18 protein-coding genes and 1 tRNA gene are annotated in these 24,340 nt (G+C 41.5%); 12 read left to right on the top strand and 7 right to left on the bottom strand.

Translation table 11 applies throughout. The features are described from left to right. Positions 1-7: 7 nt before the first annotated feature. On the bottom strand, positions 8-1,513 hold the full coding sequence (locus tag ACOYVE_RS00585) for an MFS transporter (RefSeq protein WP_422880493.1): 1,506 nt from the start codon (positions 1,511-1,513) through the stop codon (positions 8-10). A gap of 12 nt (positions 1,514-1,525) precedes the next feature. Further along, positions 1,526-2,890: an alpha-amylase family glycosyl hydrolase gene (locus ACOYVE_RS00580; protein WP_422880492.1), complete on the bottom strand. Its 1,365-nt coding sequence runs from the start codon at positions 2,888-2,890 to the stop codon at positions 1,526-1,528. A 134-nt stretch (positions 2,891-3,024) separates the two neighbouring features. Between ACOYVE_RS00580 and malQ the strand changes: the two genes are divergently transcribed. The 5 genes from malQ (at position 3,025) to ACOYVE_RS00555 (ending at position 10,186) form a co-directional block, all read left to right on the top strand. Beyond that, a complete protein-coding gene (gene malQ, locus ACOYVE_RS00575; RefSeq protein WP_422880491.1) occupies positions 3,025-4,533 on the top strand; it encodes a 4-alpha-glucanotransferase in 1,509 nt (502 codons plus the stop codon). Further along, the gene (locus ACOYVE_RS00570) at positions 4,526-5,185 is read left to right on the top strand and encodes a M48 family metallopeptidase (protein ID WP_014856864.1); all 660 of its coding nucleotides are present in this window, start codon (positions 4,526-4,528) and stop codon (positions 5,183-5,185) included. The genes malQ and ACOYVE_RS00570 overlap by 8 nt, the downstream gene beginning before the upstream one ends. A gap of 20 nt (positions 5,186-5,205) precedes the next feature. Beyond that, entirely contained in the window at positions 5,206-6,384 is a 1,179-nt protein-coding gene (locus tag ACOYVE_RS00565; RefSeq protein WP_014856865.1) for a thiolase family protein, read from the top strand. Positions 6,385-6,403: 19 nt separating this feature from the next. Beyond that, positions 6,404-8,554, top strand: a complete 2,151-nt coding sequence (locus ACOYVE_RS00560) for a beta-glucosidase (protein ID WP_014856866.1) — start codon at positions 6,404-6,406, stop codon at positions 8,552-8,554. 450 nt (positions 8,555-9,004) lie between these two features. Beyond that, the gene (locus ACOYVE_RS00555) at positions 9,005-10,186 is read left to right on the top strand and encodes an SIR2 family protein (RefSeq protein ID WP_422880490.1); all 1,182 of its coding nucleotides are present in this window, start codon (positions 9,005-9,007) and stop codon (positions 10,184-10,186) included. Positions 10,187-10,607: 421 nt separating this feature from the next. Here the strand turns inward: ACOYVE_RS00555 and ACOYVE_RS00550 are convergent. The 5 genes from ACOYVE_RS00550 to ACOYVE_RS00530 form a co-directional block, all read right to left on the bottom strand. Beyond that, positions 10,608-10,696: transfer RNA gene (locus tag ACOYVE_RS00550), tRNA-Ser, on the bottom strand. A gap of 38 nt (positions 10,697-10,734) precedes the next feature. Beyond that, positions 10,735-10,977, bottom strand: coding sequence for a GIY-YIG nuclease family protein (locus ACOYVE_RS00545; protein WP_014856868.1), 243 nt, complete (start codon positions 10,975-10,977; stop codon positions 10,735-10,737). A 114-nt stretch (positions 10,978-11,091) separates the two neighbouring features. Beyond that, entirely contained in the window at positions 11,092-11,334 is a 243-nt protein-coding gene (locus ACOYVE_RS00540) for a GIY-YIG nuclease family protein (RefSeq protein WP_422880489.1), read from the bottom strand. A 275-nt stretch (positions 11,335-11,609) separates the two neighbouring features. Then, a complete protein-coding gene (locus ACOYVE_RS00535; protein WP_014856870.1) occupies positions 11,610-13,835 on the bottom strand; it encodes a TonB-dependent receptor in 2,226 nt (741 codons plus the stop codon). A gap of 46 nt (positions 13,836-13,881) precedes the next feature. Beyond that, positions 13,882-14,223, bottom strand: coding sequence for a hypothetical protein (locus ACOYVE_RS00530; RefSeq protein ID WP_014856871.1), 342 nt, complete (start codon positions 14,221-14,223; stop codon positions 13,882-13,884). Between the two features lie 82 nt (positions 14,224-14,305). Here ACOYVE_RS00530 and acs point away from each other — a divergent pair, with 82 nt between their 5' ends. From acs to ACOYVE_RS00495, 7 genes are all read left to right on the top strand, one after another. Further along, complete coding sequence (acs, locus tag ACOYVE_RS00525) at positions 14,306-16,186, top strand: acetate--CoA ligase (protein WP_422880488.1); 1,881 nt, start codon at positions 14,306-14,308, stop codon at positions 16,184-16,186. A gap of 68 nt (positions 16,187-16,254) precedes the next feature. Beyond that, on the top strand, positions 16,255-17,439 hold the full coding sequence (locus ACOYVE_RS00520; protein ID WP_422880487.1) for a sensor histidine kinase: 1,185 nt from the start codon (positions 16,255-16,257) through the stop codon (positions 17,437-17,439). 10 nt (positions 17,440-17,449) lie between these two features. Beyond that, on the top strand, positions 17,450-18,859 hold the full coding sequence (locus tag ACOYVE_RS00515) for a sigma-54-dependent transcriptional regulator (RefSeq protein WP_422880486.1): 1,410 nt from the start codon (positions 17,450-17,452) through the stop codon (positions 18,857-18,859). A 226-nt stretch (positions 18,860-19,085) separates the two neighbouring features. Beyond that, on the top strand, positions 19,086-19,502 hold the full coding sequence (locus ACOYVE_RS00510; protein WP_014856875.1) for a hypothetical protein: 417 nt from the start codon (positions 19,086-19,088) through the stop codon (positions 19,500-19,502). Between the two features lie 186 nt (positions 19,503-19,688). Beyond that, positions 19,689-21,914 carry a TonB-dependent receptor gene (locus ACOYVE_RS00505; RefSeq protein WP_422880485.1) on the top strand — a complete coding sequence of 742 codons (2,226 nt, stop codon included), beginning with the start codon at positions 19,689-19,691 and terminating at the stop codon, positions 21,912-21,914. Further along, positions 21,911-22,882, top strand: coding sequence for a DUF4249 family protein (locus ACOYVE_RS00500; protein ID WP_422880484.1), 972 nt, complete (start codon positions 21,911-21,913; stop codon positions 22,880-22,882). The genes ACOYVE_RS00505 and ACOYVE_RS00500 overlap by 4 nt, the downstream gene beginning before the upstream one ends. After that, on the top strand, positions 22,879-24,339 hold the full coding sequence (locus ACOYVE_RS00495; RefSeq protein WP_422880483.1) for a two-component regulator propeller domain-containing protein: 1,461 nt from the start codon (positions 22,879-22,881) through the stop codon (positions 24,337-24,339). Before ACOYVE_RS00500 ends, ACOYVE_RS00495 begins: the two co-directional genes overlap by 4 nt. Position 24,340 lies beyond the last annotated feature (1 nt).

Genomic DNA, 24,340 nt, shown 5'->3' with positions numbered 1-24,340 from the left:
TGACCGGCTATTTTGTATTGTCTTTATCGTGAACGAAGCTAACTAATATAGCCGCCAGGAACATCGATATACCTCCCAGTACAAGAGCGTAAATGGCTTCGCCGGCAAAAACAGCGCGAACGAAAAATCCCAAAATTGCAGCCGCGGTTATTTGCGGAATAACTATGAAGAAATTGAATATCCCCATATAAACTCCCATTTTCTTTTGCGGGAGCGAACCGGTTAATATTGCATACGGCATGGCAAGTATCGACGCCCAGGCAAGTCCTATTCCCAGTTCCGAAACGAGCAGCAATTCGGGGTCTTTGATGAAATAGAAGGAGAGCAGACCGATTCCCCCGAAAATAAGGCTGATTGCATGAACGGTTTTCCGGCTTGTTTTCCGCGCCATTATAATTAGAACAAATGCCATCAGAGCCGCAAATCCGTTGTAGACCGACATTAAAACTCCGACCCAGTTTGCGCCTTCGTTATATAACGCCGAGGATGTATCGGTTGCGCCGTAGATATGATGCGTAACGGCCGGAGTAGTATAAATCCACATCGAAAAGAGCGCAAACCAGGAAAAGAATTGAACGTACGCCAGCTGAACCATCGTTTTCGGCATATTATACAGGTCGTTAATGATAACTACGAATCCGTTCTTTTTTTTGTCGTTCTTAATCAACAATCCTGCAAGTATTTGAAGTACGCCGAATGCGGCGGCTCCGAGTAAAAAGAGTGCCACTCCGTAATCGATATAAATCTTAAAATAAAAAACAAGGTACAGAATCAAACCCGACAGGAACCATATAATGCCGTTGCGCATCAACTTTTCGCTTTCGACAAACCGCTCTTCGTAATTTCCGTTTTCTTCAGACGCGGAATGAACGGCGTATTTTTCCAGTTCTTCGGGCGAATATTCTTTCGATGTGAGAACCGTCCAGAGAACGGAAAGAAAAAAAACGGCGGCGCCAATGTAAAAAGCGAACTTGACGCTGTCGGGAATTTTACCGTCCGGCGCCACATTGCTGATGCCGAACCAATTTGTCATTAAATAAGGCAGCGCCGACGCTATTACGGCTCCGGAGCCGATGAAAAAACTTTGCATCGAAAAACCCAACGTGCGTTGAGACGAGGGGAGCATATCCCCCACAAATGCTCTGAAGGGTTCCATCGAAATATTGATTGAAGCGTCCATTATCCACAGCATGCCTGCCGCAACCCAGAGAGCCGGCGAGTTTGGCATTACGATTAGCGCAAGAGAGGCTAAAATCGCCCCTGTCAGAAAATACGGCTTCCTTCTGCCGAGTTTATTCCATGTCCTGTCGCTCATGTGCCCTATAATCGGCTGGACTATCAAGCCTGTAACTGGAGCCGCAATCCAGAGTATCGGAATATCGTCAATGCTTGCTCCTAATGTTTCGAATATTCTGCTTACGTTTGCATTTTGCAGAGCAAAACCGAATTGGATTCCGAAAAATCCAAAACTCATGTTCCATATTTGCCAGAAACTTAAACGGGGTTTTTCCATATGTAACCTGTTCTATTTATTAACAAGAATAATGTATTCCCACGGTTTGAGCGTCAATGTGTCGTCTGTATTTAAGGTTACTTCTTCCGAAGTGAAATAATTATTGTAAGAACCGGCGAGGTTCTCGGATTTAAACGAAAATTCTTGGTCTTTCGGCGAAGCGTTGAAAAACGCTATTAAACGGTAACCGTCTTTTTCGCGGTAAAATGAAAAAATATTTTCGGGATTGTCGTTCTCGATTAGAATAACTTCTCCGCCGTATAATCCGCTCCAGATAGCTTTGTTCTTTTCTTTGAGTTCGCACAATTTTGTAAAGAGATCCTCAAATACAAGATTCGACCAATCGATAGTGTCTTTTTCGAAGAAGCGTAGTCTTTTGTTGAGTCCCGCCTCCTGACCGCTGTAAAAAAGGGGCATTCCGTGAATTGTTGTCGTTAATACCGAGAACATTTCGGCGCTTTCGCCGAGTCGTTCGAATACTGTTCCGCTCCATGAATTTTCGTCGTGATTGGTCGTGAAATTTAGTCTGTAACCTTCTTTCGGATATTCTTTCTTCTCTGTCAATATGTGGTTTGTCAAAGCGGCGGCGTTCAATTCGCCCGCGGCTATTTTATTCATTATGTCTTTAAGCTGCCAGTTGTAAGTCATATCATGAGCAATATGCATTTCGGGTTCGGCTGCTTCGGCAAGCATGAACAGGGGTTTTACTTTTTCGAGCTCTTTTCTTGCCGCAGTCCAGAATTCGATAGGAACGCCGTTAGCGTAGTCGCATCTGAAGCCGTCAACGTCGAATTCGGATACCCAATATTTCATCGCGTCAATCATATAGTTCCATAATTCTTTGTTTGAAAAATCGAGATCTATTACATCATGCCAATCCGGAACGGGGGGATAGAACTCGCCTTTTTCGTTCTTGCTGAAAAATTCCGGATGCGTTTCCGTCCAGACATTGTCCCAGGCTGTGTGATTTGCCACCCAGTCGAGCATTACATGGAAGCCCATCTCGTGCGCTTTGTTCACAAGATGTTTGAAATCCTCTTCGGTTCCGAATTCGGGATTAATCGCTTTGTAATCTTTGATTGAATAATAACTGCCGAGGCTGCCTTTTCTGTTCTTCTCTCCGATCGGGTGGATCGGCATGAACCACAAAATATCGACGCCCATTTTTTTCAGTCTCGGTAAATGTTCTTCGAACGCTTCGAAAGTTCCTTCGGGCGTGTATTGTCTTACGTTTACTTCGTACATAACGACATTTTTTGTCCATTCTGGCGGCTTAAATTGCGGTACGACCGGCTTTTTCTCTTGCGCGCTGATTATTATGAATGACAATAAGAGTAACTTGAGAATCAGAATTTTCCTGCCGTTGAAAAACTTCATATCAAGGTTCCTTTTTTTTTTCGAAAATGTAAGGTAATTTTGATTGAGTTCAAAATGGAGAATGACCAATAAAAATTTTCGAGTGATTATAAAATTGCGTAGTTTTATTGCTAAAAAACGGAGAGGAAATTTAAATGACATTTACGCGTTCTGCGGGTATACTGCTTCACCCCACATCTTTGCCGGGAAATTACGGCATAGGCGACCTCGGCAAAGAAGCTTACAAATTTATCGATTTTCTTGCGGAAACCGGCAATACACTCTGGCAGGCGCTGCCGTTGGGTCCTACCGGATTCGGCAATTCGCCTTATCAATGTTTCTCGGCTTTTGCCGGAAATCCTTTGCTTATAAGTCCCGACATTCTGAAAGACGAAGGCTTATTGAACGACCATGATCTGAAAAGTTTGATTACTCACGAAAAGCATCACGTCGATTTCGGAAAAATAATCGGTTTGAAATTTGACGCGCTGAGAAGAGCGTACGCAAATTATAATTTATCCGGGAAAGACGGCTTCGAAGAATTTTGCGAATCGAACGGAGATTGGCTCGATGATTTCGCGCTTTTTATGGCCTGCAAAAATTATCACGGCGGAATTGTCTGGAGCCAATGGGAAGAAGAAATTGCATTCAGAAAAGGAGACGCAGTCAAAAAATGGACGGAAAAACTGAGCGACGAAATAAGATTCCAGAAATTCGTTCAGTTTAAGTTTTTCAGTCAGTGGAGAAATTTAAGAGAGTACGCCAATTCGAAAGGGATAAAAATTATCGGCGACGTACCGATCTATATTGCATACGACAGCGCGGATTTATGGGCAAATAAAAAATATTTTACCGTCGATGAAAAAGGCAAACTGGAATTTGTTGCGGGAGTGCCGCCGGATTATTTCAGCGCCACCGGACAATTATGGGGAAATCCTTTATACAAATGGGACGTAATTGAAAAAGATAATTTCAGGTGGTGGATTGACCGTTTCAGATCGATCCTCAATTTGGTAGACATAGTACGCATAGACCACTTCAGAGGATTCGAAGCCTATTATAAAATTCCGGGCGACGCGCCTACCGCCGAAACGGGCGAGTGGGTTAAAGCTCCGGGAGAAAAATTATTCAATACTTTGAAAAACGAATTCGGAGAATTGCCCGTACTGGCTGAAGACCTCGGAATTATAACCAAAGAAGTGGAAGAATTGAGGGATAAATTCGAATTCCCCGGAATGAAAATTCTCCAGTTCGCATTCGGTAAAGAAGGCGAAAAGAGATTTCTGCCGCACAATTTTATAAATAACTGCGTGGTTTATACGGGTTCGCATGACAACGATACAACCCGCGGCTTTTTCGAAAAAGAAAAAGAGAAAAATTCCGACGTCTATTATCACGCCCGCGATTACATGAATTATTACGGCGACGATATGTGTCACGCCCTTATTAAACTTGCTTATTCGTCCGTCGGCAATATCGTTATAATTCCGATGCAGGATATTCTGAATCTCGACAGCTCCGCCAGAATGAATTTCCCGAGCAAACCCGACGGAAACTGGACGTGGCGATTCAGCTGGGAGCAGGCGCCCGAAGGATTGGTCAAACATTATAAATATTTGATAGAATTGTACGAAAGAAATCCGAACGAAGTAAATCATGATTAAAATAGATAAACTGCTCAAGAGTAATCGTAAAACAGTCTCGCTCCAGGTAATCCCCGGCGGTCAGCTTGTCGTACGAGCTCCTAAAAATATTACTCAATACGAGCTCGATAAAATTATTGCCCTGCACAGCAAGTGGATTTTGAAGAAGAAGGAAACTCTCAAAAATGTTTTCGTTCCAAAGAAAAATTATTCCGAAGGCGAACAGTTTCTCTTTCTCGGAAAGAATTATACTCTGAAATTCAGCCCAGTTGCCGGCAGCATAATTCTCGATGATAAGCTATATATTAATCCGAAAAAGAAAGATATCGCGGAAAAATTAATAGTCGAATTTTATCGTAAAAAGGCAAAAGAGTATATTGTCTCCAGGGTATTCCATTTTGCAATAAAGTTCGGTTATCAGTTCAAGTCGGTGCGGATTACGAGCGCAAAAAAAAGATGGGGCTCGTGCAGTTATAAAGGCAATCTGAATTTTGCATGGAGACTTATAATGGCTCCGCCCGAAATTATCGATTATGTAGTTATCCATGAACTGGCGCATTTGAAAATTAAAAATCACTCGAAAGAATTCTGGGATAAAGTCGCCGAGTTGATGCCGGATTATTATTCCAGAAGGAACTGGTTAAAAAAGAACGGTTATTTGCTCGATTTGTAAATTAAACAAAAAGGAGCCGGATGAAAAAAGTAGTTATCACACACGCTTTAAGAACTCCTATAGGGAGTTTTAACGGGGGATTGAGTCAATTAAGCGCGCCGCAATTAGGAAGCAGAGTAATCAAAGCAATTTTGGAAAAATCAAATATCGAGCCTTCGCTTATTGACGAAGTAATAATGGGAAACGTTTTAACCGCGGGAATCGGGCAGGCTCCGGCGCGTCAGGCTGCTTTGTATGCCGGACTGCCTGAAAAAACCGAATGCCTTACGATTAACAAAATGTGCGGCAGCGGTCTTAAAGCCGTTATGCTCGCCGCTCAGGCAATCCAATGCGGAGACGCCGATATTATTATCGCCGGCGGACAGGAGAGTATGTCGAACGCGCCTTACCTTCTGAAAGACGCGCGCTCGGGATTCCGATTGGGTAATTCAACCGTCTACGACTCGATTTTATTGGACGGATTGGTGGATGTTTATGAAAATATTCATATGGGAAATTGCGCCGAAATTTGCGCAAGGGAATTTAATTTTACGCGCGAACAACTGGACGCTTTTGCAATCGAATCTTATAACAGAGCTTTAAAAGCTCAGGCTGAAGGTCGCTTTGAAGACGAAATCATCGAAGTGATAATCGAATCCCGTAAGGGCGAAACTATTGTAAAAACAGACGAAGAGCCGGAACGCGTTAACTTCGAAAAGATACCGAAGCTGAAACCCGCTTTCGATCCGAAAGGCGTCGTAACCGCTGCGAATGCGTCGAAAATTAACGACGGAGCCGCAGCTTTGCTGATTTTGAGCGAAGAAAAAGCTATGGAACTCGGTCTTAAACCGATGGCGGAAATAATTGCGCAAAGCTCCGCCGCCAAAGACCCAGTGCATTTTACTACAGCCCCTGCCGATGCGATACGGAAAGTATTGAAAAAAGCCGACATGAAAATTGAAGATATCGATCTTTTCGAAATCAACGAAGCCTTCGCGGTTGTGTCGCTTGCCGTAAATGAGTTACTCGGATTGACAGGCGAAAATGTAAATGTAAACGGAGGCGCGGTAGCTTTGGGCCATCCGATAGGCGCAAGCGGCGCAAGAATATTAACAACGCTTTTACACGAAATGAAAAAAAGGAACTCCAGATACGGATTGGCTTCTTTATGTATCGGAGGAGGCGAGGCTTCGGCATTGATTGTAAAAAATTACAACTGATTTAAATCGAGGGGTGTTTATGAAAAAGCATTTATTAACAATTATAATGGTATTAATTATGGCTGCTAATTCTTTTCCTCAAATTTATTTCAATCCCGATTATCAATTTAAACCGTTCACTCCGCCGATTGATATAAATGCCGCCGAAGAAAGGGCGGAAAAAATATTATCCGAAATGTCTCTGGAAGAAAAAATTCAACTTGTGGGCGGATATAACTTCTTCTATGTAAAAGGATTTGAAAAATACGGAATACCTCAATTTTATCTTTCGGACGCCACGCAGGGAGTGCATATAAGAAAAGAACTCAGTTCGTCGCTCAATAAATCGGTGGCTTTCCCGTGTCCCCTGGCGTTAACCGCAACCTGGAACACTCAACTTGCTTATGAATACGCAAGATGTATCGGAGAGGAATGCCGGGCGGGAGATATTGCCGTATTGCTCGGACCGGGAATGAATATCTACAGAATTTCGCAAAACGGAAGAAACTTCGAATATTTCGGCGAAGATCCTTTCCTGGCGGCAAGAATGATTGAAAATTATGTCGTGGGCGTACAAAGCACGGGCACAATTGCCACATTAAAACATTTCCTCTGCAACAATAACGAATATCATCGCAGAACTACTAATGCAATTGTGGACGAAAGAACCATTCACGAAATTTATACGCCCGCTTTCAAAGCCGGAATAGACGCCGGAGCTTTGGCGGTAATGACGGCATACAATCAGGTCAACGGCGAATGGGCCGGACAAAGTAAATTCGTCATCGATACTCTTTTGCGTAACTCGCTAGGTTTCAAATGGCTGGTAATGTCGGACTGGTGGTCAACGTGGGATCCTGAGAAAACCATTAAATCCGGACTCGACCTCGAAATGCCGGGCGACCCGTTGATGGACAAACCCGCTTTTCAGAAAAGAGGGGATATAACCGTCAAGAAGAATGCGATGAGATTAATTGAGGAAGGCAAAGTAAGCGAAGCGGATATCGACCGCATGGCAAAAAATATTATGAAAACTTTTATTGCCATGGGACTTTACGACAGACCTGTAAAAGACTTGAAGTATCTCGATAATTTCAAACGTCATGAAGAAATCGCTCTTCAAACGGCGCGGGAATCGATTGTGCTGCTGAAAAACAGGAATAACTTGTTGCCCGTTTCTTCACAGAAGAAAATATTGCTTACAGGCGAATTTGTGGAAACCTTACCTAAAGGAGGCGGCTCGGCGGACGTGGAAGGGTATGATATTATTACAATGTACGACGCTTTGAAAAATAAATTCGGGAACATGATTAATTATGTAAAAGAGCCTTCGGATGATGAAATTAAAAATGCGGAAATCGTATTCCTAAGCGTTGGAACTCTCGACAGCGAAGGCTGGGACAGACCGTTTTCGCTTCCCCAAAAAACGGAAGAAAATATTTTGAGGATTGTGTCTTTGAATCCGAATACCGTCGTGATTGTAAATTCAGGCGGCGGCATAAGAATGACAGGCTGGTACGATAAAGCAGGCGCCATTTTATACGCATGGTATCCGGGACAAAACGGAAATATCGCATTGGCGGAAGCGTTAGCGGGCGACATTAATCCTTCGGGCAAATTGCCCATGACGATTGAAAAAGAATTCAAGGATTCGCCCGGTTACGGATACGTACCCGAAGACGCCGATTTAAACACTAACTGGGACGACGACTTGAATATGGATTTCCCGATTAATAACATCGAATACAAAGAAGGCGTGCTCGTCGGTTACAGATGGTACGACACGAAAAACATTGAACCGCTTTTCCCATTCGGTTTCGGATTGTCGTATACGACATTCAAATATGATAATCTGAAGATAGAACCGGAGCAGTTCGACGGGAAGGGAACGGTAAAGGTATCTTTTGATATAACGAATACGGGTAATCAAGACGGCGCCGAAATTGCACAGCTTTATGTCAAAGATATCGAAGCCGGCGTATTGCGTCCCGAGAAAGAATTGAAAGGCTTTAAAAAAGTATTTCTCGGAAAAGGGGAAACAAAAAGAATCGAAATAGAATTGACTGCGAAAGACTTTGCATACTGGGATGTAAAAACGCATGACTGGAAAACGGAACCGGGAGAATTTGAAATATTGATCGGGACTTCATCGAGGGATCTATTATTGAGAGGTAAACTGACGCTTAAATAATTGAGCGGAAATAATCTCAAAGTCAAAAATAAAAAATGCTCTCTAACCGGGAGCATTTTTTTTGCGTAAAGCTGAGTAGAATCCGCAGTGTTCCATTGAGAGGGCGGCGCGGCAAACCGTTTCTTCACCCGCCGGAAGGCGTTATGATTAATAAAGTCCGTAAGCTTTTGGAACATCGCACCCGACGGTTGCCCGTGAAGCCGGATAACTACGTGGATACAATAAATATACATCGGTAGAAATTTTTATTGAAAATAAATTTGCATTCATTTATTTTCAGTTTAAGATTAAAAACGATGAGGGGCAGCAGGGCAAATTTAAATAAATAAAAGAAAATTTTGTACAGAGAACTTGTAATTGAGAATCAAATATATAGAGTTCTTTAATAGAGCGCATACAAAGTTGAATTTTGGCAGGCTAAATAAAAGTTATATACTCTGAGAAAGTATTGTGAAAAAAATTGCATTCTTATTTGGTTCTGGTTTATCTATTCCAGCAGAGATGCCTTCTACATCGGACATCACCCAAAATGTCCTAGATGGTGATAATGTTATGAGACATACTGATGGAAATTATTATTTTGGTAAACCACTTTACCATCACATAGGAGCAGCTGATGAATATGTCCCACGTGTATTGCTTTTCTTGAAAAGAATTAAGATAGAAATTGACTTATACTACTGGGATTTATTCCACAAAGAAACCAACTATGAGGATTTGTATTATGTCGCATCACAGATTTATAAAAGCGAAGTGTTAATTTTTGATAACCCAGTGGTCCAACCATTCATTGACAAAATAATCGAAGAAGTAAAACCTATATTGCAAGGGAGACCTGGAGAGATAAGGGGAAATTGGGAATTACATGAACTAGCGCATGAAGCAATGAATTATATTAGCGACATAGTATGGCATCATTTAAGTAAGGAGCCAAAAAGATTAAGTTATTTGAATTTTCTGAAAGATGCTTACGAAGATTCCAATATAAATCGCATGTTTATTTTCTCTTTAAATCATGACTTGGTTATAGAAGAATTTTTTAGAAAAGAGAAAATTAATTATATCGACGGATTTGGGAATCCAGTAAAAGGTGTTAGATATTGGAATTTTAATATTTTTAAAAATGATGAAAAATTGAACATTGCCAAATTACACGGTTCGATAAACTGGTTTAAATTCAGTCGGGGAAAATACACTCCTAATGAAATCGGAATACCTATTCATGGTAACTTTTGGAGAACTCAAGATCCAAACGGAGTTTATCGACATCCTGATAATGGACGTCCTATGATTTTAGTTGGCACGTTTAATAAAATTCTTCAATATACTTACGACATATACTTCCTACTATACTATTTATTTTATAATACGCTGATTGATACCAATACTATTATAATTTCCGGTTATAGCTTTGGGGATAAAGGGATTAATACAAGATTAATTGAATGGATGAATTCGAGTAGTGCGAGAAAGATCATTGTTATTCACCCAGAAGTTGAAAAACTTAAACAACCTTCTAGTGATGGTATTTATCGAAATTGGGATAACTGGGTTAATGACAATAAGTTGATAATAATTGAGAAGAGAATTGAAGAAATAAGTTGGGACATAATATCGAAAAATATTAATTGAATATTTAACGTTCTTAAATCAACCGCTTAAACTGCTGGGCATATGCATTTTTATAAAATCTTGTTACAAAAGTAAGCTACTCTTTTAAGCAGGTATAAAAAAAAACACATAAAAAATATTGATGAGTATTTCCCAAGGCTACAGTGCTGTCATTTGAAAACTCAGGATAAATTCTAGGCGGCTTAAATAAAAACGTCGTCGTTGAAACAAAGAGAACTACATTCACACTTACAAACAAGTAAAAATCCTTAACCGTAAAAACCCATACTCTGCCTAGTACACTTAAAATTACGCTTACGGTTTGAAAAACGCTTTTTTATTTCTGAATGGGAAATGGATAAGGAAGAAAAAAGGCATATTGAATTTATGATTATCTCTTAAAGGAAGTTCGACTACGAAGACCTAAAAAAGGAAATAATTGCGGAGAGGGCGGGATTCGAACCCGCGGTACCCCATTCAGAGTACGACGGTTTAGCAAACCGTTGGTTTCAGCCACTCACCCACCTCTCCGAGCTGAAAATTTTACAATACTGAATTTAACTCAAAAATTATTTCTCAATCAATCTGCGAAAAGCTTCGCCGTTTTTGTAACTTTTTATCTGCATTTCCCGCTTGAAAGCTTCCGATTTAGAGTTAAATTCTTCCAAATAAACAATCTTCCAAGGAACATAAGGCTTAGTCGATCTGACTTTGCCTCGGTTATGGTCTTTCAATCTTTTTTCGTAATCAGCAGTATGACCAATATAATATCTTTCCCTTATTACACTCTTTAGTATGTAAACATAATACATAGAGTCAAACCGTTGGTTTTTCCGCCTTCGGCGGAACCTCGCCGGGAAGCGATGGCAGCCACTCACCCACCTCTCCGAGCTGAAAATTTTACAATACTGAATTTAACTCAAAAATTATTTCTCAATCAATCTGCGAAAAGCTTCGCCGCTTTTGTAACTTTTTATCTGCATTTCCCGCTTGAAAGCTTCCGATTTAGAGTTAAATTCTTCCAAATAAACAATCTTCCAAGGAACATAAGGCTTAGTCGATCTGACTTTGCCTCGGTTATGGTCTTTCAATCTTTTTTCGTAATCAGCAGTATGACCAATATAATATCTTTCCCTTATTACACTCTTTAGTATGTAAACATAATACATAGAGTCAAACCGTTGGTTTTTCCGCCTTCGGCGGAACCTCGCCGGGAAGCGATGGCAGCCACTCACCCACCTCTCCGAGCTGAAAATTTTACAATACTGAATTTAACTCAAAAATTATTTCTCAATCAATCTGCGAAAAGCTTCGCCGCTTTTGTAACTTTTTATCTGCATTTCCCGCTTGAAAGCTTCCGATTTAGAGTTAAATTCTTATCCGGCGCATCATGAAAAGAACAAGTAACCACGATTTTAGTGTTGCCAATATAATAATCGTAAAGTTAAAATAAAAATCTGTAATTTAATTTTATTTCCCTGCCGGGCATGAATATATAATTTTTTATCGCGGATAAATGTTCCCGGTATGCTCTGTCGAAAAGATTATCGATTTTTACAGAAAAAATATGAATGTACCTTCCGGTTATTAATTTTATCCCTGCATATAAATTAATCAGTCCGTAACCGGGCGTACTCGTTTCATAGGGACTTACTTTTTTCTGATCCGCCGCCAGATGAAATTGGCTCCCGATCCAGAAATCGTCCGTCGAATATCTCGGCTCGAGAGCGAACCGCAGTGGCGGCATCAAGGGCAGATATTCGTTTGTCTCAGAATTTTTTCCTACGGTGTAATCGCTCATTAGAGTCAACGAAAAATGACCGGAGATTTCGAACTGCGCTTTGAATTCGTAACCGTAAATAATAGCCTTTGCTTGCGTGTATGCATAAACCGGAATTCCCGAAGCGTTGACAAATGTCATTTCCGCAGGATTATAAAATTCTCCCGTCGGCTTTTTGAAAATATAATCGTCAATAATGTTATAATAAACATTCAGTTCCGAATTGATTTGTTCGGAATGGTATCTTAAGCCTAAATCGAGTCCGATATTCTTTTCGGCGCTAAGGTCCAGATTGCCTATATCGAACGTGCCCGTTGCTTCGTGTATTGCATAGGAGGCTAATTCTTCAATGGTCGGGGCGCGGAATGCCGTAGCAAAATTAGAGTAGAACGACATTTCGGGGGTTATGCTTAGAATTATTCCTGCAGAGCCGCTGAGTGTATTGAAGGTTCTTTCCGTAGGAGAGATCAATCTTCCGGATAATTCGCTTTCCGGTATTTCGATGGAATTGTATTCGTAACGAAGACCCGTTTGAAGTAGAGTATTGCTGATTCTGAACTGTTCTATTACGAAAAACGCCATCGAGTTATAATCGGCGTTAGGCGTGAACGCTTCCTCGCCTTCAACAGTATATTTTTGGTTTTGATACCATAATCCTAAAACGCCGTCTGAATTTTTGAAAAGAGGCGCATGATTGGCGGAAACATCCATTACATATGACTTTAATCCGAAAGCTGAGCCGACCTCGTTTGTAATTCTGTTTATTTCCTTGTGATTGTAATTCTGATATCCTCCTTTGAAGGAGATGTTTTCGAACATGCCCTTAAGGTCGCCAATTAAATTTATTTTTAATTCCTCTTTGCGCATTTTAATACCAATGCTTTCGTGTTCTTCTTCATCGTGATGATGTTCGTGTAACGGTATGCCGTAATTGAAATCGTAATTTTTATAGCTGAGACCGGTCTGACTGAAATCGGGAATAAAAGCAAATCCGATTTGGTAGCCGGTAAAATCGATATAAGTGTTGTTGACTTTTTCACCCGCGCCGTCTGTATAATCGCCGGCTTTTCTTCTGGTAAAATTTCCGTGGGTGGCAAATTCATTCGAACCGAAATGCAAATCGACGCTTGTATTGAATTCATTGTTGTTGAAAGAATTTCCTGCGAACAGATTGCCTTCAAGTCCGTCGGGTATGTAGTCCGGTATCTCTTCGGTAATTATATTGATTACGCCTCCGAGAGCGTTGCTGCCGTACATAAGACTCGACGGACCCCTGATGATTTCTATCCTCTCGGGAATCGCGCCGTCGCTCGAAACAGCGTGGTCGCTCGACGTATTGGATAAATCGCCCATTCTCAATCCGTTTTCCAGAATTAATATCCTATTGTTGCTGAAGCCTCTGATAACCGGTCGGGCGGTCGCTTTCCCGTTGGAACGCATCGAAATTCCGGGAAGAAAATTTAAGGTCTCTCCAATATTGGAGCTCCTTTTTATCTGCAAATCCAGATTTGCCACGCTTAAAGAACTTTGCATTAGTTCCTGCGGGTCGGTATTAAACGGATTACCGGTAATTACCACTTCGTTGAGGTCGATTGTACCGTCTTCGAGATATATTTTCAATGGCTCTGTGGGGACGTCAACTTTTTCGGTTAACGATTTATGCCCTATATAGCTGAAGCGTAAAGTGTATGAGCCTTGGCTGATATTGTTGAATATGAAATAACCTCTTTCGTCGGTAGTTGTGCCTGATTTCAGTTCCTGCAAGTAGATGTTTACGCCAATTAATGGCTCGCCGTTATTTTCGTCGTAAACAAATCCTTCTAACGAATATGACTGAGCCTGCAGCACAAAATTTAATAATAGTATAAAAGAAATGAATAACCCTTTCATTTCAGAGCTCCTTTTTAAATTAATGAATAATTATATGCGCCGGAATTCAGGCGTTGAACGGAGGAGCTCTCGATTCTGAAGTCGTAAGCGATAAAATAAGGGGGGATTCAATTACTTTAGATAAATCGGTCTCTAACAGAACTTCGCTGCCGGGTAAACCGAAAGTTCCGACCGATTCGGAGTTGAAATTATAAGTAAGAAAAAATTCAACGGAACAATTCCCGTTTGCATCGCCATACGGGTCTTCAAAGTTGTCGTAATGCCGGATTACCGTTTCGTTTGTCCGGATGTCTTTGAAATGCCAGTGGAAAAAGAGCGTTCCCAAAAGCGATATATAAATCGCAAGGCTCAGCAAAGACGTTATTTTTATTATTCTTTTGTCCGGCATAAAGATGTTGATTTTGCAGATGCTATGTCTTATTTTCTAATGCAAAGATACAACACCGACCAAAAAATAACAAGGAGGGTTTATGCTGTCCGGCGAAGTCTATTATCCGTCCGAAGAAGTAATCAAAAACGCAAACGTAAAAAACTGGGACGAATTGAACGAAAGAGCGGTAAAAGATTACGAAGGTTTCTGGGAAGAAATGGCAAAAGAACTTCATTGGTTTGAAAAATGGCAAAAGGTTCTGGACGATTCGGACAAACCTTTCTATAAATGGTTTACGGGAGCAAAGACGAACATTGTTTACAATTGTCTCGACCGGCACGTAAAAACATTCAGGCGAAACAAACTTGCGCTTATTTGGGAAGGAGAAGACGGACAGCTGCGAACAATGTCGTACTTTGCGCTACACCGTGAAGTCTGCAAGTTCGCCAATGTGCTGAAAAGCATGGGGGTGGAAAAAGGGGACAGAGTGACAATATACATGGGACGAATACCTGAAATTGTAATTGCTATGTTAGCCGCGGCGCGTATAGGAGCAATTCATTCGGTAGTTTACGGCGGATTCTCTGTCGAATCTCTGGCGGAAAGAATTGAAGACAGTAACTCTAAAGTGTTGATTACGGCCGACGGAGCGTTTCAAAGAGGAAAAATTGTGCCTTTGAAACAAATTGCCGACGAAGCTCTTCAACGATGTGGCACGGTGGAACATGTGCTTGTCGTAAAAAGAACGGATCAGGAAATAAATATGGAATCGGGCAGGGATTTGTGGTATCATGAATTGATGAATCTTCCAATTGCCACGCAAAACTGCGCGCTCGAAATTATGGACGCCGAGGATCCTTTGTTTATACTTTATACTTCGGGCACAACCGGCAAACCCAAAGCAATTCTTCACACGCACGGCGGCTATATGGTCGGCGTATACACAACTCTGAAATTTGTATTCGACATTAAAGAAGAAGACCGGTATTGGTGCGCGGCAGATCCGGGCTGGATTACCGGACACAGTTATATCGTCTACGGACCGCTTTTGAACGGGACGACTTCCTTTATGTACGAAGGAGCTCCGAATTTCCCTTATCCGAATCGATGGTGGCAGATGATTGAAAAATACGGCATTAATATTCTTTATACGGCTCCGACCGCAATCAGAGGTTTAATGAGATTCGGAGAATCGTGGGTTAAAAGACACGATTTGTCGTCGCTCCGTTTATTGGGCTCGGTCGGCGAACCGATTAATCCCGAAGCCTGGAAATGGTATTACAGAGTTGTCGGCAATGAAAAATGCCCCATTATGGATACGTGGTGGCAAACCGAAACAGGTATGTTTATGATAACGCCGATGCCGTGCGTTCCGCTTAAGCCGGGGTCCGGTTCAAGACCTTTTCCCGGAATTCAAATGGATATCCTCGACGAAGACGGCAATCCGGTAAAGCCGAACGAAGAAGGATATCTGGTAATTAAAACTCCCTGGCCTGCAATGCTGCGAACGGTTTATAAGGATCCCGAAAGATACGTAAATCAGTATTGGAGCAAATATCCCGGATATTATATGACAGGCGACAGCACTCGGCGCGACGAAGACGGATATTACTGGATTATCGGAAGAGTGGACGACGTTATAAAAGTGTCGGGTTACCGATTGGGCACGGCTGAAATCGAAAGCGCGCTTGTCAGTCACCCCGCAGTCGCCGAAGCCGCGGCAATAGGACTGCCGCACGAAGTTAAAGGAAACGCAATTTATACATACGTAATTCTCAAGAACGGCTACGAAAAATCGACGGCTTTAATAGAAGAGTTAAGAAAACACGTCGCTCACGAAGTCGGTCCTATTGCAAAACCCGAGAGCATTGAATTTGTCGATTCGCTGCCCAAAACGAGGAGCGGTAAAATTATGCGCAGAGTTCTCAAAGCGCGGGCTCTGGGAGAAGACCCCGGAAATATTTCGACAATGGAAGATTAAATTAGTGTAATATCGTACACAAATTATCGCGGGATTGTTTAAATTTGCGCTGTTAATTTTAAAGCGCAATGGAAGAAGAACTTAAATTAGACCCGGTTGAAATACGATATTACAGGCTGATAAGATATCTTACCGATTATATCTATTCTGTAAAAGTCGAAGAAGGCAAAGCCGTCAAAACGTATCACGGTCCCGGATGCGCGGCTGTAACCGGTTATTCTTCCGAAGATTATCAGAAGGATCCCGAACTCTGGTATCGGATGGTTCATCCGGACGACCGCCCTGCGGTTTTGAAACAAGCCGAAGACGCGCTGGCAGGCAAGGACGTAGAACCGCTAGAGCATCGTATTATTCACCGCGACGGCTCGATACGGTGGGTCAAAAACAGCATCGTTTTATCGAAAGACGAATACGGCAATGTTATCTATTACGACGGACTTATTAACGATATAACCGAATTGAAAAAGGCGCAGGAGCTTGCCGAATCAAAGCAAAAACAGTTGATTCAGGCGGACAAAATGGTCGCGCTCGGCACTATGGTAAGCGGAATCGCTCACGAAATCAATAATCCGAACAATTTTATTCTTCTCAACGCTCAGTTCCTTAAAAAAGCTTTCGATGATATTTTGCCCGTTCTGAAAGAATATGCAACCGACCATGACGATTATTATGTGGCGGGAATACCTTCGGAAAAAGCATTTAAAAAAATCGTAAACGCTCTCGACGGTATCATCGAGGGTTCCACGCGAATCGAAAAAATTACGAACAACCTTAAAGAATTTGCAAAAAAAGATTCGGGATGTCTCGACCAAACAGTCGATTTGAATAAAGCGATCGAAAAAGCGGTTATGATTACGTCCAACCTGATAAAAAAATCGACCGGCAATTTTAAAGTGAATTACAATGCCGAAATGCCGTATATAAAAGGCAACTCTCAACAGATCGAACAGGTGATGATAAACCTTATTGCCAATGCATGTCAGGCGCTGCCCGATAAAAACCGCGGCATTGAAGTATCGCTCTATCGGAAAGACAACTATGCCGCAGTTGAAGTCAAAGACGAAGGAACGGGCATTGACGAAGAAAACATAAAATTTATTTTTGACCCGTTTTTTACTACAAAAAGAAATTCGGGCGGAACCGGACTCGGACTTTATGTTTCTTATAACATTATCAAAAATCACGGCGGCGATATTATTGTCGAAAGCGACGGGAACGGTACCAAATTTATTATTCTTCTGCCGATAAATTGAAAGAGGGAAAATGGGAATAGCGGATTATCCGGAATTGCCGATACTGCTTGTTGACGACGAAGAACAATTTCTCTTCAGCGTCGAAACGTCTTTGAACACGAGCGGCATAAATAATATCGTACTGCAATCCGACAGTACAAAAGTACTGGAAATGCTCGAGAAAGATGAATACTCTTTAATCGTGCTCGATATAAATATGCCGGGAATTACGGGACTGGAGCTTTTGCCGCAGATTAAAGACCGGTTTCCCGAAATACCGGTAATAATATTAACCGCGCTGAACGATGTGGAAAGCGCGGTAGAAAGCATTAAGTCGGGCGCTTATAATTATATTGTTAAACCTGTCGACAATACGCGCTTGGTTACAACAATAAAAGGCGCGCTCGAATACAGGGAAGTGCTTTCCGAAAACCGTCGTCTGAAAGATTATTTGCTGAAGGATAAAATCGAAAATCCCGAAGCTTTCGAAGAAATTATCACAAAAAACAAATCGATGCGCTCGATTTTCAAATATATCGAAGCGATTGCAAATTCTCCTTTGCCCGTGCTGATTACGGGCGAAACTGGCGTCGGAAAAGAATTGATTGCCGGAGCAATTCATAAAGTCAGTTCCAGAAACGGAGAGTTGGTCGCCGTCAATGTGGCGGGATTGGACGACACTTTGTTTTCCGACACTCTGTTCGGACATAAAAAGGGGGCTTTTACGGGCGCAGAGCAGGACAGAAAAGGTTTGATTGAGCAAGCCGAAAAAGGAACTCTGTTTCTCGACGAAATCGGCGATTTGAGCATCGAATCCCAGGTTAAATTGTTGCGTCTCATTCAGGACGGCAGGTATTATCCGCTCGGTTCCGATATTCCGAAACAAGCCGACGTAAGGATTATATGCGCTACGAATCTGAAAATTGAAGATATGAAGGAGAGTCCCAAATTCAGAAAAGACCTTTACTACAGATTGCAAACTCATCATATTCATATCCCTCCTTTGAGAGAACGGAAAGAAGATATTCCTTTATTGACCGACTATTTTCTTGAAAAAGCCGCAGAAAAACTGAACAAGAAAAAACCGACTCCGCCGAAGGAACTTTATACTCTCCTTGCGAATTATCATTTTCCTGGAAACATAAGAGAGCTCGAAGGTTTGATATACGATGCGGTCAGTATACACCGGTTCGGCGTTTTGTCGCTCGACTCGATTCGAAATAAAATATTTGCGGATATGAAAAAGGAATTTGCTTTGGAACATACCGAAGAACACGCAGATAAAATTATATTTCCGGAAAACCTTCCTACGCTTAAAGAAGTAGAAGAAGCGTTGATCAACGAAGCGCTTAAAAGAGCCGATAACAATCAGACGATTGCGGCAAGGCTGCTTGGTCTTAGCAGAAGAGCCCTCAACAACCGGCTCAACAGAAAGAAATAACCGGAAATTTCTCCAAAGGGGCGCCACAAAACTGCAGACGCCACGCATCTGCATTCTCTCTAAGTTATTTTATTTCAATAAATTATAAATAAACCTGCATAAATAAGGAAAAAATGTGGCAACGCCTAAATAAGTAAATGTTTGCGTTTGAGTAAAATTAATAAGTAATGAAGTTTGGCACGGGCTTTGAATAACTGTAAGCGAACCTTTAGACAAGGAGGATAAAATGAAATCTGTTAATAAACTTACAATCGCAATTTTGATAACGTTCTTTGCGGCAAACATTTTTGCTCAGGAGCCCGAATACAAAAAGCTTGTTGAAAAAGCAAACGAGCGTTTTCTCTACAATCTCAACGTGGAACATACTGGAATAGTTGAATCTTCCATTTTCAACATAATGGAAGTAAAAAACAAATTTCCCAACGAAGATTATCGGAAATTGGTAAGAAGATTATACGAGCTTGCAGTGGAAGGCAATACGCCTGCAATCAGATACAAAGCGCAACTTGCAAGCCTCTATTTCAATTTCTATGATATGTTCGCGGATATAAAGATTACCGAAGTTGAAAAAGAAAATCCGGATCTCTTCTTCCAGGAGATTTCAAATAAATTGATGAAAGCGCCTGTAGCAGTTAACAATTAACACACCCCCGCCTTATATACGGGCTGTTCCGAACGGACCGGGGAAGTTTTTAACATGAACTTCATAGCCTCCTAGATACATTACCCGGAATTGTTTGGAACAGCCTTTTTTATTTTTAAATAGAGTGCAATGTTTTATTGATATATAAAAATCATATATTGCATATGATTTATTTAAATGATTTTAATGAAAAATATAATTTATCTTTTTATCCTGTTAGTATTTTTTAATCTTAATCTTGAAGCCCAAAATTCCGGTACTTTAAGAGGGCTGATTGTAGATTCAACAAGTTCGGAAGCGTTGGCTTATTGCAATGTATACGTGAAAGAATTGGGAGTCGGTACCGCAACGGATTCGAGAGGATATTTCCTTATTCCTTCCATACCCGCCAATCGGAATTTTACATTGATTATTTCTTATATCGGCTATAATACGAAGGAAATTAAAATAAAAGTTTTTCCGAATAAAATAACGCATTATGATATTCGGCTCGTCCCTTCCGACATTGAACTCCAAACAATCGAGAAAGTTGAAAAGTTAGTCGAGGAAAGCAGAACGGATATAAGCATCCGCAGGATTTTGAGCAGGGAACTGGAATATCTTCCCAAAGGCGTGGAATCCGATTTATTCAGGTCGCTTAAATATCTTTCCGGCGTTCAGTCGACCGGCGACGTATCGGCAAGATTTTACGTCAGGGGCGGGGCAAGCAATCAGAATCTTATATTGCTCGACGGAGTTACGTTATATAACCCTTTCCATGCGCTCGGTCTCTTCAGCGTGATTGACCCCGACGTAATAAATAACATCGAATTTTATAAAGGCGGATTCGCGGCAAATTACGGCGGACGTCTCTCTTCGGTTATCGATATAAAAACAAACGACGGTAATAAAAACAGATTCGGAGCTAAAGCCAGCGCGAGCTACTTGTCGGCTAAATTATTGCTCGAAGGTCCTTTGCCTCACGGCTCTTTTTATCTGAGCGGCAGAAAAAGTTATTCGACTGAAATCCTTAAAAAATTCCTCGACAATCAAAATATTCCGGCTGATTTCTACGATCTCTCTTTCAAACTGAATTATTCCAATCAGGATTTCATACCGGGCAGCAAATTTATCGTGAACGGATTTTTCAGCAACGACAAAATCGATAATCCTGACCCGACGATTGAAGATTTCGGCTGGAAAAACAATTTGTTCGGTTTCAGATGGTTCTTCGTGGGCGACAGCCCGCTCTTTCTCGAACTCGGTTTGTCGATCAGCAATTTCAAAGGCGAAGCGCTCCCTCAATTGAGTTCGCTTGCAAAATCGAGCAACGAGATAAACGATATATCGATGAAGATGGATTTGACTTACATATTCAATTCGAAAGACGAACTGGGCGTCGGTTTCCATATCAATCAGATTAATACGGAATTATTTATCGAAAATATAGTTGACGAGGATACCGATATCAGGGCGGACGGCGCCGACATTTCGCTTTACACAAAATATAAATTCTTGAGATTCGACAACTTTGCCGTGGACGCCGGACTTCGTTTTAATCTCGCTTCGGTCTCGCAAAATAAAGAGAAAATGTTCATTGAACCTAGATTAAACGCATCCTACACATTCTGGAATTTTTTGACTTTCAAAGGAGCTTGGGGACTCTATCAACAATCATTGACAACGGTTTCGGACGAAGACGAAATTATCAACATATTCGAACCGTGGATTATCACTCCCGAATATCTTCCGCCCGCGAAAGCAATGCATGCAATTTTCGGAGTCGAAATCGGAACGGGAAATTTTTGGAAGCTCGGAGTCGAATCGTACTATAAAACGGTCGATAACCTGCCGGTCTTGAATAAAAACAAAATTTACGCTTCCGACCGCGATTTAAAAGCCGGCGAGGGCGAATCCTACGGTCTGGAAGTCAACGCTTCGATCAGCGCGTCTTTTATCGACATAAAAACATCCTACACGCATGCGTACGCATACAAAGTTATCGACGGAAAGAGATACTATCCGCGTTACGATACCCGGCATAATTTTAATCTTATGCTGGATTTTAATTTAGGCCGTAATTGGCATTCGAGCGTTATCTGGGTTTATTCGTCGGGTCTGCCTTTTACTGAAATTCTCGGTTATTACGATAAACTGTATCTTGACAATTTCTTCGATTCCTGGAACTTCCGCGACCCGCGCAGACCTTATACGCTCGTCGGCATACAGAACCTCGGCAGATTGCCCGACTATCATCGTCTCGACCTGAATATTTCGAAGAAATTCGTTTTCCCGTTTATGAATGTATATCTCGATTTTAATATCGTTAATCTCTACGACAGAGCCAATATCTTTTATTTCAAAAAAGACACGGGCGAAAGAGTCAATATGCTCCCGTTCCTCCCCACATTCTCGGTTAAGGTGGAATTATGAAAAAGAAATTATTTTATTCGGCTTTGATTTTATTGACGCTGACGGTTATTTCATGCGACGAGTCGTTCAATCCTTACGGAGAATTCGACGAAAAATATGTTCTTAATTGTATTGTGAGAGCCGATACTAATTATCAGGTCGCTTTATTGTCGAAGAGTTATTTATCCGAGAATTTCGATCCGTATGCCAATACTGAGGATAAATCCGTTCAAAATGCATTGGTCAGATTATGGAGCGGTAACGACAACGTCGTCATACTAAAAGATACAATAATCGAACGTTCGCCCGACGACAAGTATAAAGCGCCGTACAGAATTTATTATGCAAAGGATTTCAGGCCGGAGCCGGGGCTCCCTCTCGAAATCGAAGCCGTTTTGCCCAACGGAAAGGTATTGTCTTCAACCACGACGGTTCCTCAACCGATTAAATTCAGCGAAGCTCTGTCGGACACTCTCATACCTCCTCAAAAAGGAGATTATATTCAGGTTGTTTGGAACAGCGATCAAACCAAACCCGTTTTTGTTTTGAGAATGGGCATCTATTATTTTAAGCATGAGGGCGGGACAAAAAAAAGATATATTCACGTGGTGCCGCAAAATTACGTGGAATACGAAGGCAAGTATGTGCCGAACTATCCCAAACCCATAACGCAAAGCCGCTTCAGTTACGACATGTCTGTAATCGATAAAGCAATGGAACTAATTTCCGAAGGCGAATCGGACAAAAGCAAATTTGAAATTTTGAGCTGCATACTCGAAGTAATTTCGCTCGACGAAAATTTAAGCGTCTATTACAATACGACCGCTAAGGCGAACAATACATTTTCGGTTAAACTCGACGAAACGGATTATTCTAATATAACAGGCGGCTTCGGCGTCTTCGGCGCATACAACCGGAATTATTATGTGCTCAGATTTACTCACGATTATATCAGATCATTTGGCTACATACCGGGATTGAAGGAATGAAAAGTTTCTTGAAAATATTAACTGTCGGAATACTGGCGCTCAATATTTTTATTTCGTGCGACAGGGAGGTTTATACTGGTTCGGCAGAGCCTGAAATTTTATATAACGGTAAAATCTTTGTCGACAGCAATCCGGATTCCGCCCTTATTTATATCGACGGTAAAAATTCCGGATTCGTTACGCCGGATACTATTAAAGGATTATCCGAAGGCGTCCACTACGTTACATTGAAAAAAAAATTGTTCAAAGACACGACATTAGCCAAAGAAATTAGCGGCGCCGAATATAAATCCATCTTTGTAGACTTTTATAAAAATCCGGCAAACTTCGGAATTATTTATGTAAACAGTAAACCAGAAGGCGCGGCAATTTATTTAAATAATGAAAATACGGGATTTTTTACTCCCAAATATTTGATCAATTTATTGGTCGGCGAATATAAAGTGAGGTGCGATTTACCGCTGCACCGCTCCGACAGCGCTATAGTTAAGGTTACTTACAGTAAGATACAGTATTTGAATTTTGTCCTGGATGATACGAGCAAATGGGTAAATTATAATATCGATAATTCGCAATTGAGCAGTAATCATCTCTCCGCTCTGGCGCCAGGCGAAAACGGAATTTGGGTCGGTACGAGGGACAGAGGTATCGTAAGAATCCGAGGCGATAAATTCGATATAATTCAATCGACTAATTCACAGCTAAAATATAACTTCATTAATTCTTTATATGTCCGCGACAATGAATTGTACGTTGCCACAAGCGGTAGTCTTCAAAAATTCGACGGCTCAGTATGGACGGACCTCACTCCGAATTTGCCGGATCCATACGTTACGAGCGTTATTTTCGATAATAACAGTGTGATGTGGATCGGCACTCAAAAAGGATTAGTCAAATACGACGGAAAAAGTTGGAAAGTTTTCGACAGGACTTCCGGAATGTCGAGCGATTTTGTAACGGGAATTGCAATTGACAATTTTAATAATGTATGGGTGGCGACTAACAGCGCCGGTATTAATATGTACGACGGAAATCAATGGAAAATTTATGATATGTCGAATATGAATTTGAGCGCAAACCTGGGAAATTCAATAAAAGATATTGCGTGCGATAAGGAAGGATACGTTTATGCCGCTCATATTTATAACAGCGAAAAAGGCGAATTGGGCGGACTGACAAGATTCAAAGACGGCGCCTGGGAGCAGTTGGAACTGAAGGGAGTTCCGTCCAATTTAGTCGAATCCATATATGTGGACGAAGAAGGGAACAAATGGATAGGCACAAAAGGCGGATTGACAAAATTCCGGCATAATCCTTCGGACGGATATTTCTTTAACACTTCGAATTCCAAACTGCTGGCAAGCCAGGTAGTCGATATCAAACTTGGCCCGGACGGAAACTTGTGGATAGCGACGTTTGGTGGCGGACTTGCAAAAGTTAAAAAAGGCAACTATTAAA

Source organism: Melioribacter sp. (assembly GCF_049325435.1).
Taxonomy (GTDB): Bacteria; Bacteroidota; Ignavibacteria; order Ignavibacteriales; family Melioribacteraceae; genus Melioribacter; species Melioribacter roseus.
Note: the sequence above shows the minus strand (reverse complement) of the source record. Positions and strands in the feature narration are given on the sequence as shown.

Bases quoted from the DNA above. Each gene is read 5' to 3' on its own strand.
- ACOYVE_RS00560 (WP_014856866.1), top strand. From the start codon at position 6,404: ATGAAAAAGCATTTATTAACAATTATAATGGTATTAATTATGGCTGCT.
- acs (WP_422880488.1), top strand. From the start codon at position 14,306: ATGCTGTCCGGCGAAGTCTATTATCCGTCCGAAGAAGTAATCAAAAAC.
- ACOYVE_RS00585 (WP_422880493.1), bottom strand. From the start codon at position 1,513: ATGGAAAAACCCCGTTTAAGTTTCTGGCAAATATGGAACATGAGTTTT.
- ACOYVE_RS00515 (WP_422880486.1), top strand. From the start codon at position 17,450: ATGGGAATAGCGGATTATCCGGAATTGCCGATACTGCTTGTTGACGAC.
- malQ (WP_422880491.1), top strand. From the start codon at position 3,025: ATGACATTTACGCGTTCTGCGGGTATACTGCTTCACCCCACATCTTTG.
- ACOYVE_RS00545 (WP_014856868.1), bottom strand. From the start codon at position 10,977: ATGTATTATGTTTACATACTAAAGAGTGTAATAAGGGAAAGATATTAT.
- ACOYVE_RS00520 (WP_422880487.1), top strand. From the start codon at position 16,255: ATGGAAGAAGAACTTAAATTAGACCCGGTTGAAATACGATATTACAGG.
- ACOYVE_RS00495 (WP_422880483.1), top strand. From the start codon at position 22,879: ATGAAAAGTTTCTTGAAAATATTAACTGTCGGAATACTGGCGCTCAAT.
- ACOYVE_RS00500 (WP_422880484.1), top strand. From the start codon at position 21,911: ATGAAAAAGAAATTATTTTATTCGGCTTTGATTTTATTGACGCTGACG.
- ACOYVE_RS00530 (WP_014856871.1), bottom strand. From the start codon at position 14,223: ATGCCGGACAAAAGAATAATAAAAATAACGTCTTTGCTGAGCCTTGCG.
- ACOYVE_RS00570 (WP_014856864.1), top strand. From the start codon at position 4,526: ATGATTAAAATAGATAAACTGCTCAAGAGTAATCGTAAAACAGTCTCG.
- ACOYVE_RS00535 (WP_014856870.1), bottom strand. From the start codon at position 13,835: ATGAAAGGGTTATTCATTTCTTTTATACTATTATTAAATTTTGTGCTG.
- ACOYVE_RS00565 (WP_014856865.1), top strand. From the start codon at position 5,206: ATGAAAAAAGTAGTTATCACACACGCTTTAAGAACTCCTATAGGGAGT.
- ACOYVE_RS00580 (WP_422880492.1), bottom strand. From the start codon at position 2,890: ATGAAGTTTTTCAACGGCAGGAAAATTCTGATTCTCAAGTTACTCTTA.
- ACOYVE_RS00505 (WP_422880485.1), top strand. From the start codon at position 19,689: ATGAAAAATATAATTTATCTTTTTATCCTGTTAGTATTTTTTAATCTT.
- ACOYVE_RS00510 (WP_014856875.1), top strand. From the start codon at position 19,086: ATGAAATCTGTTAATAAACTTACAATCGCAATTTTGATAACGTTCTTT.
- ACOYVE_RS00540 (WP_422880489.1), bottom strand. From the start codon at position 11,334: ATGTATTATGTTTACATACTAAAGAGTGTAATAAGGGAAAGATATTAT.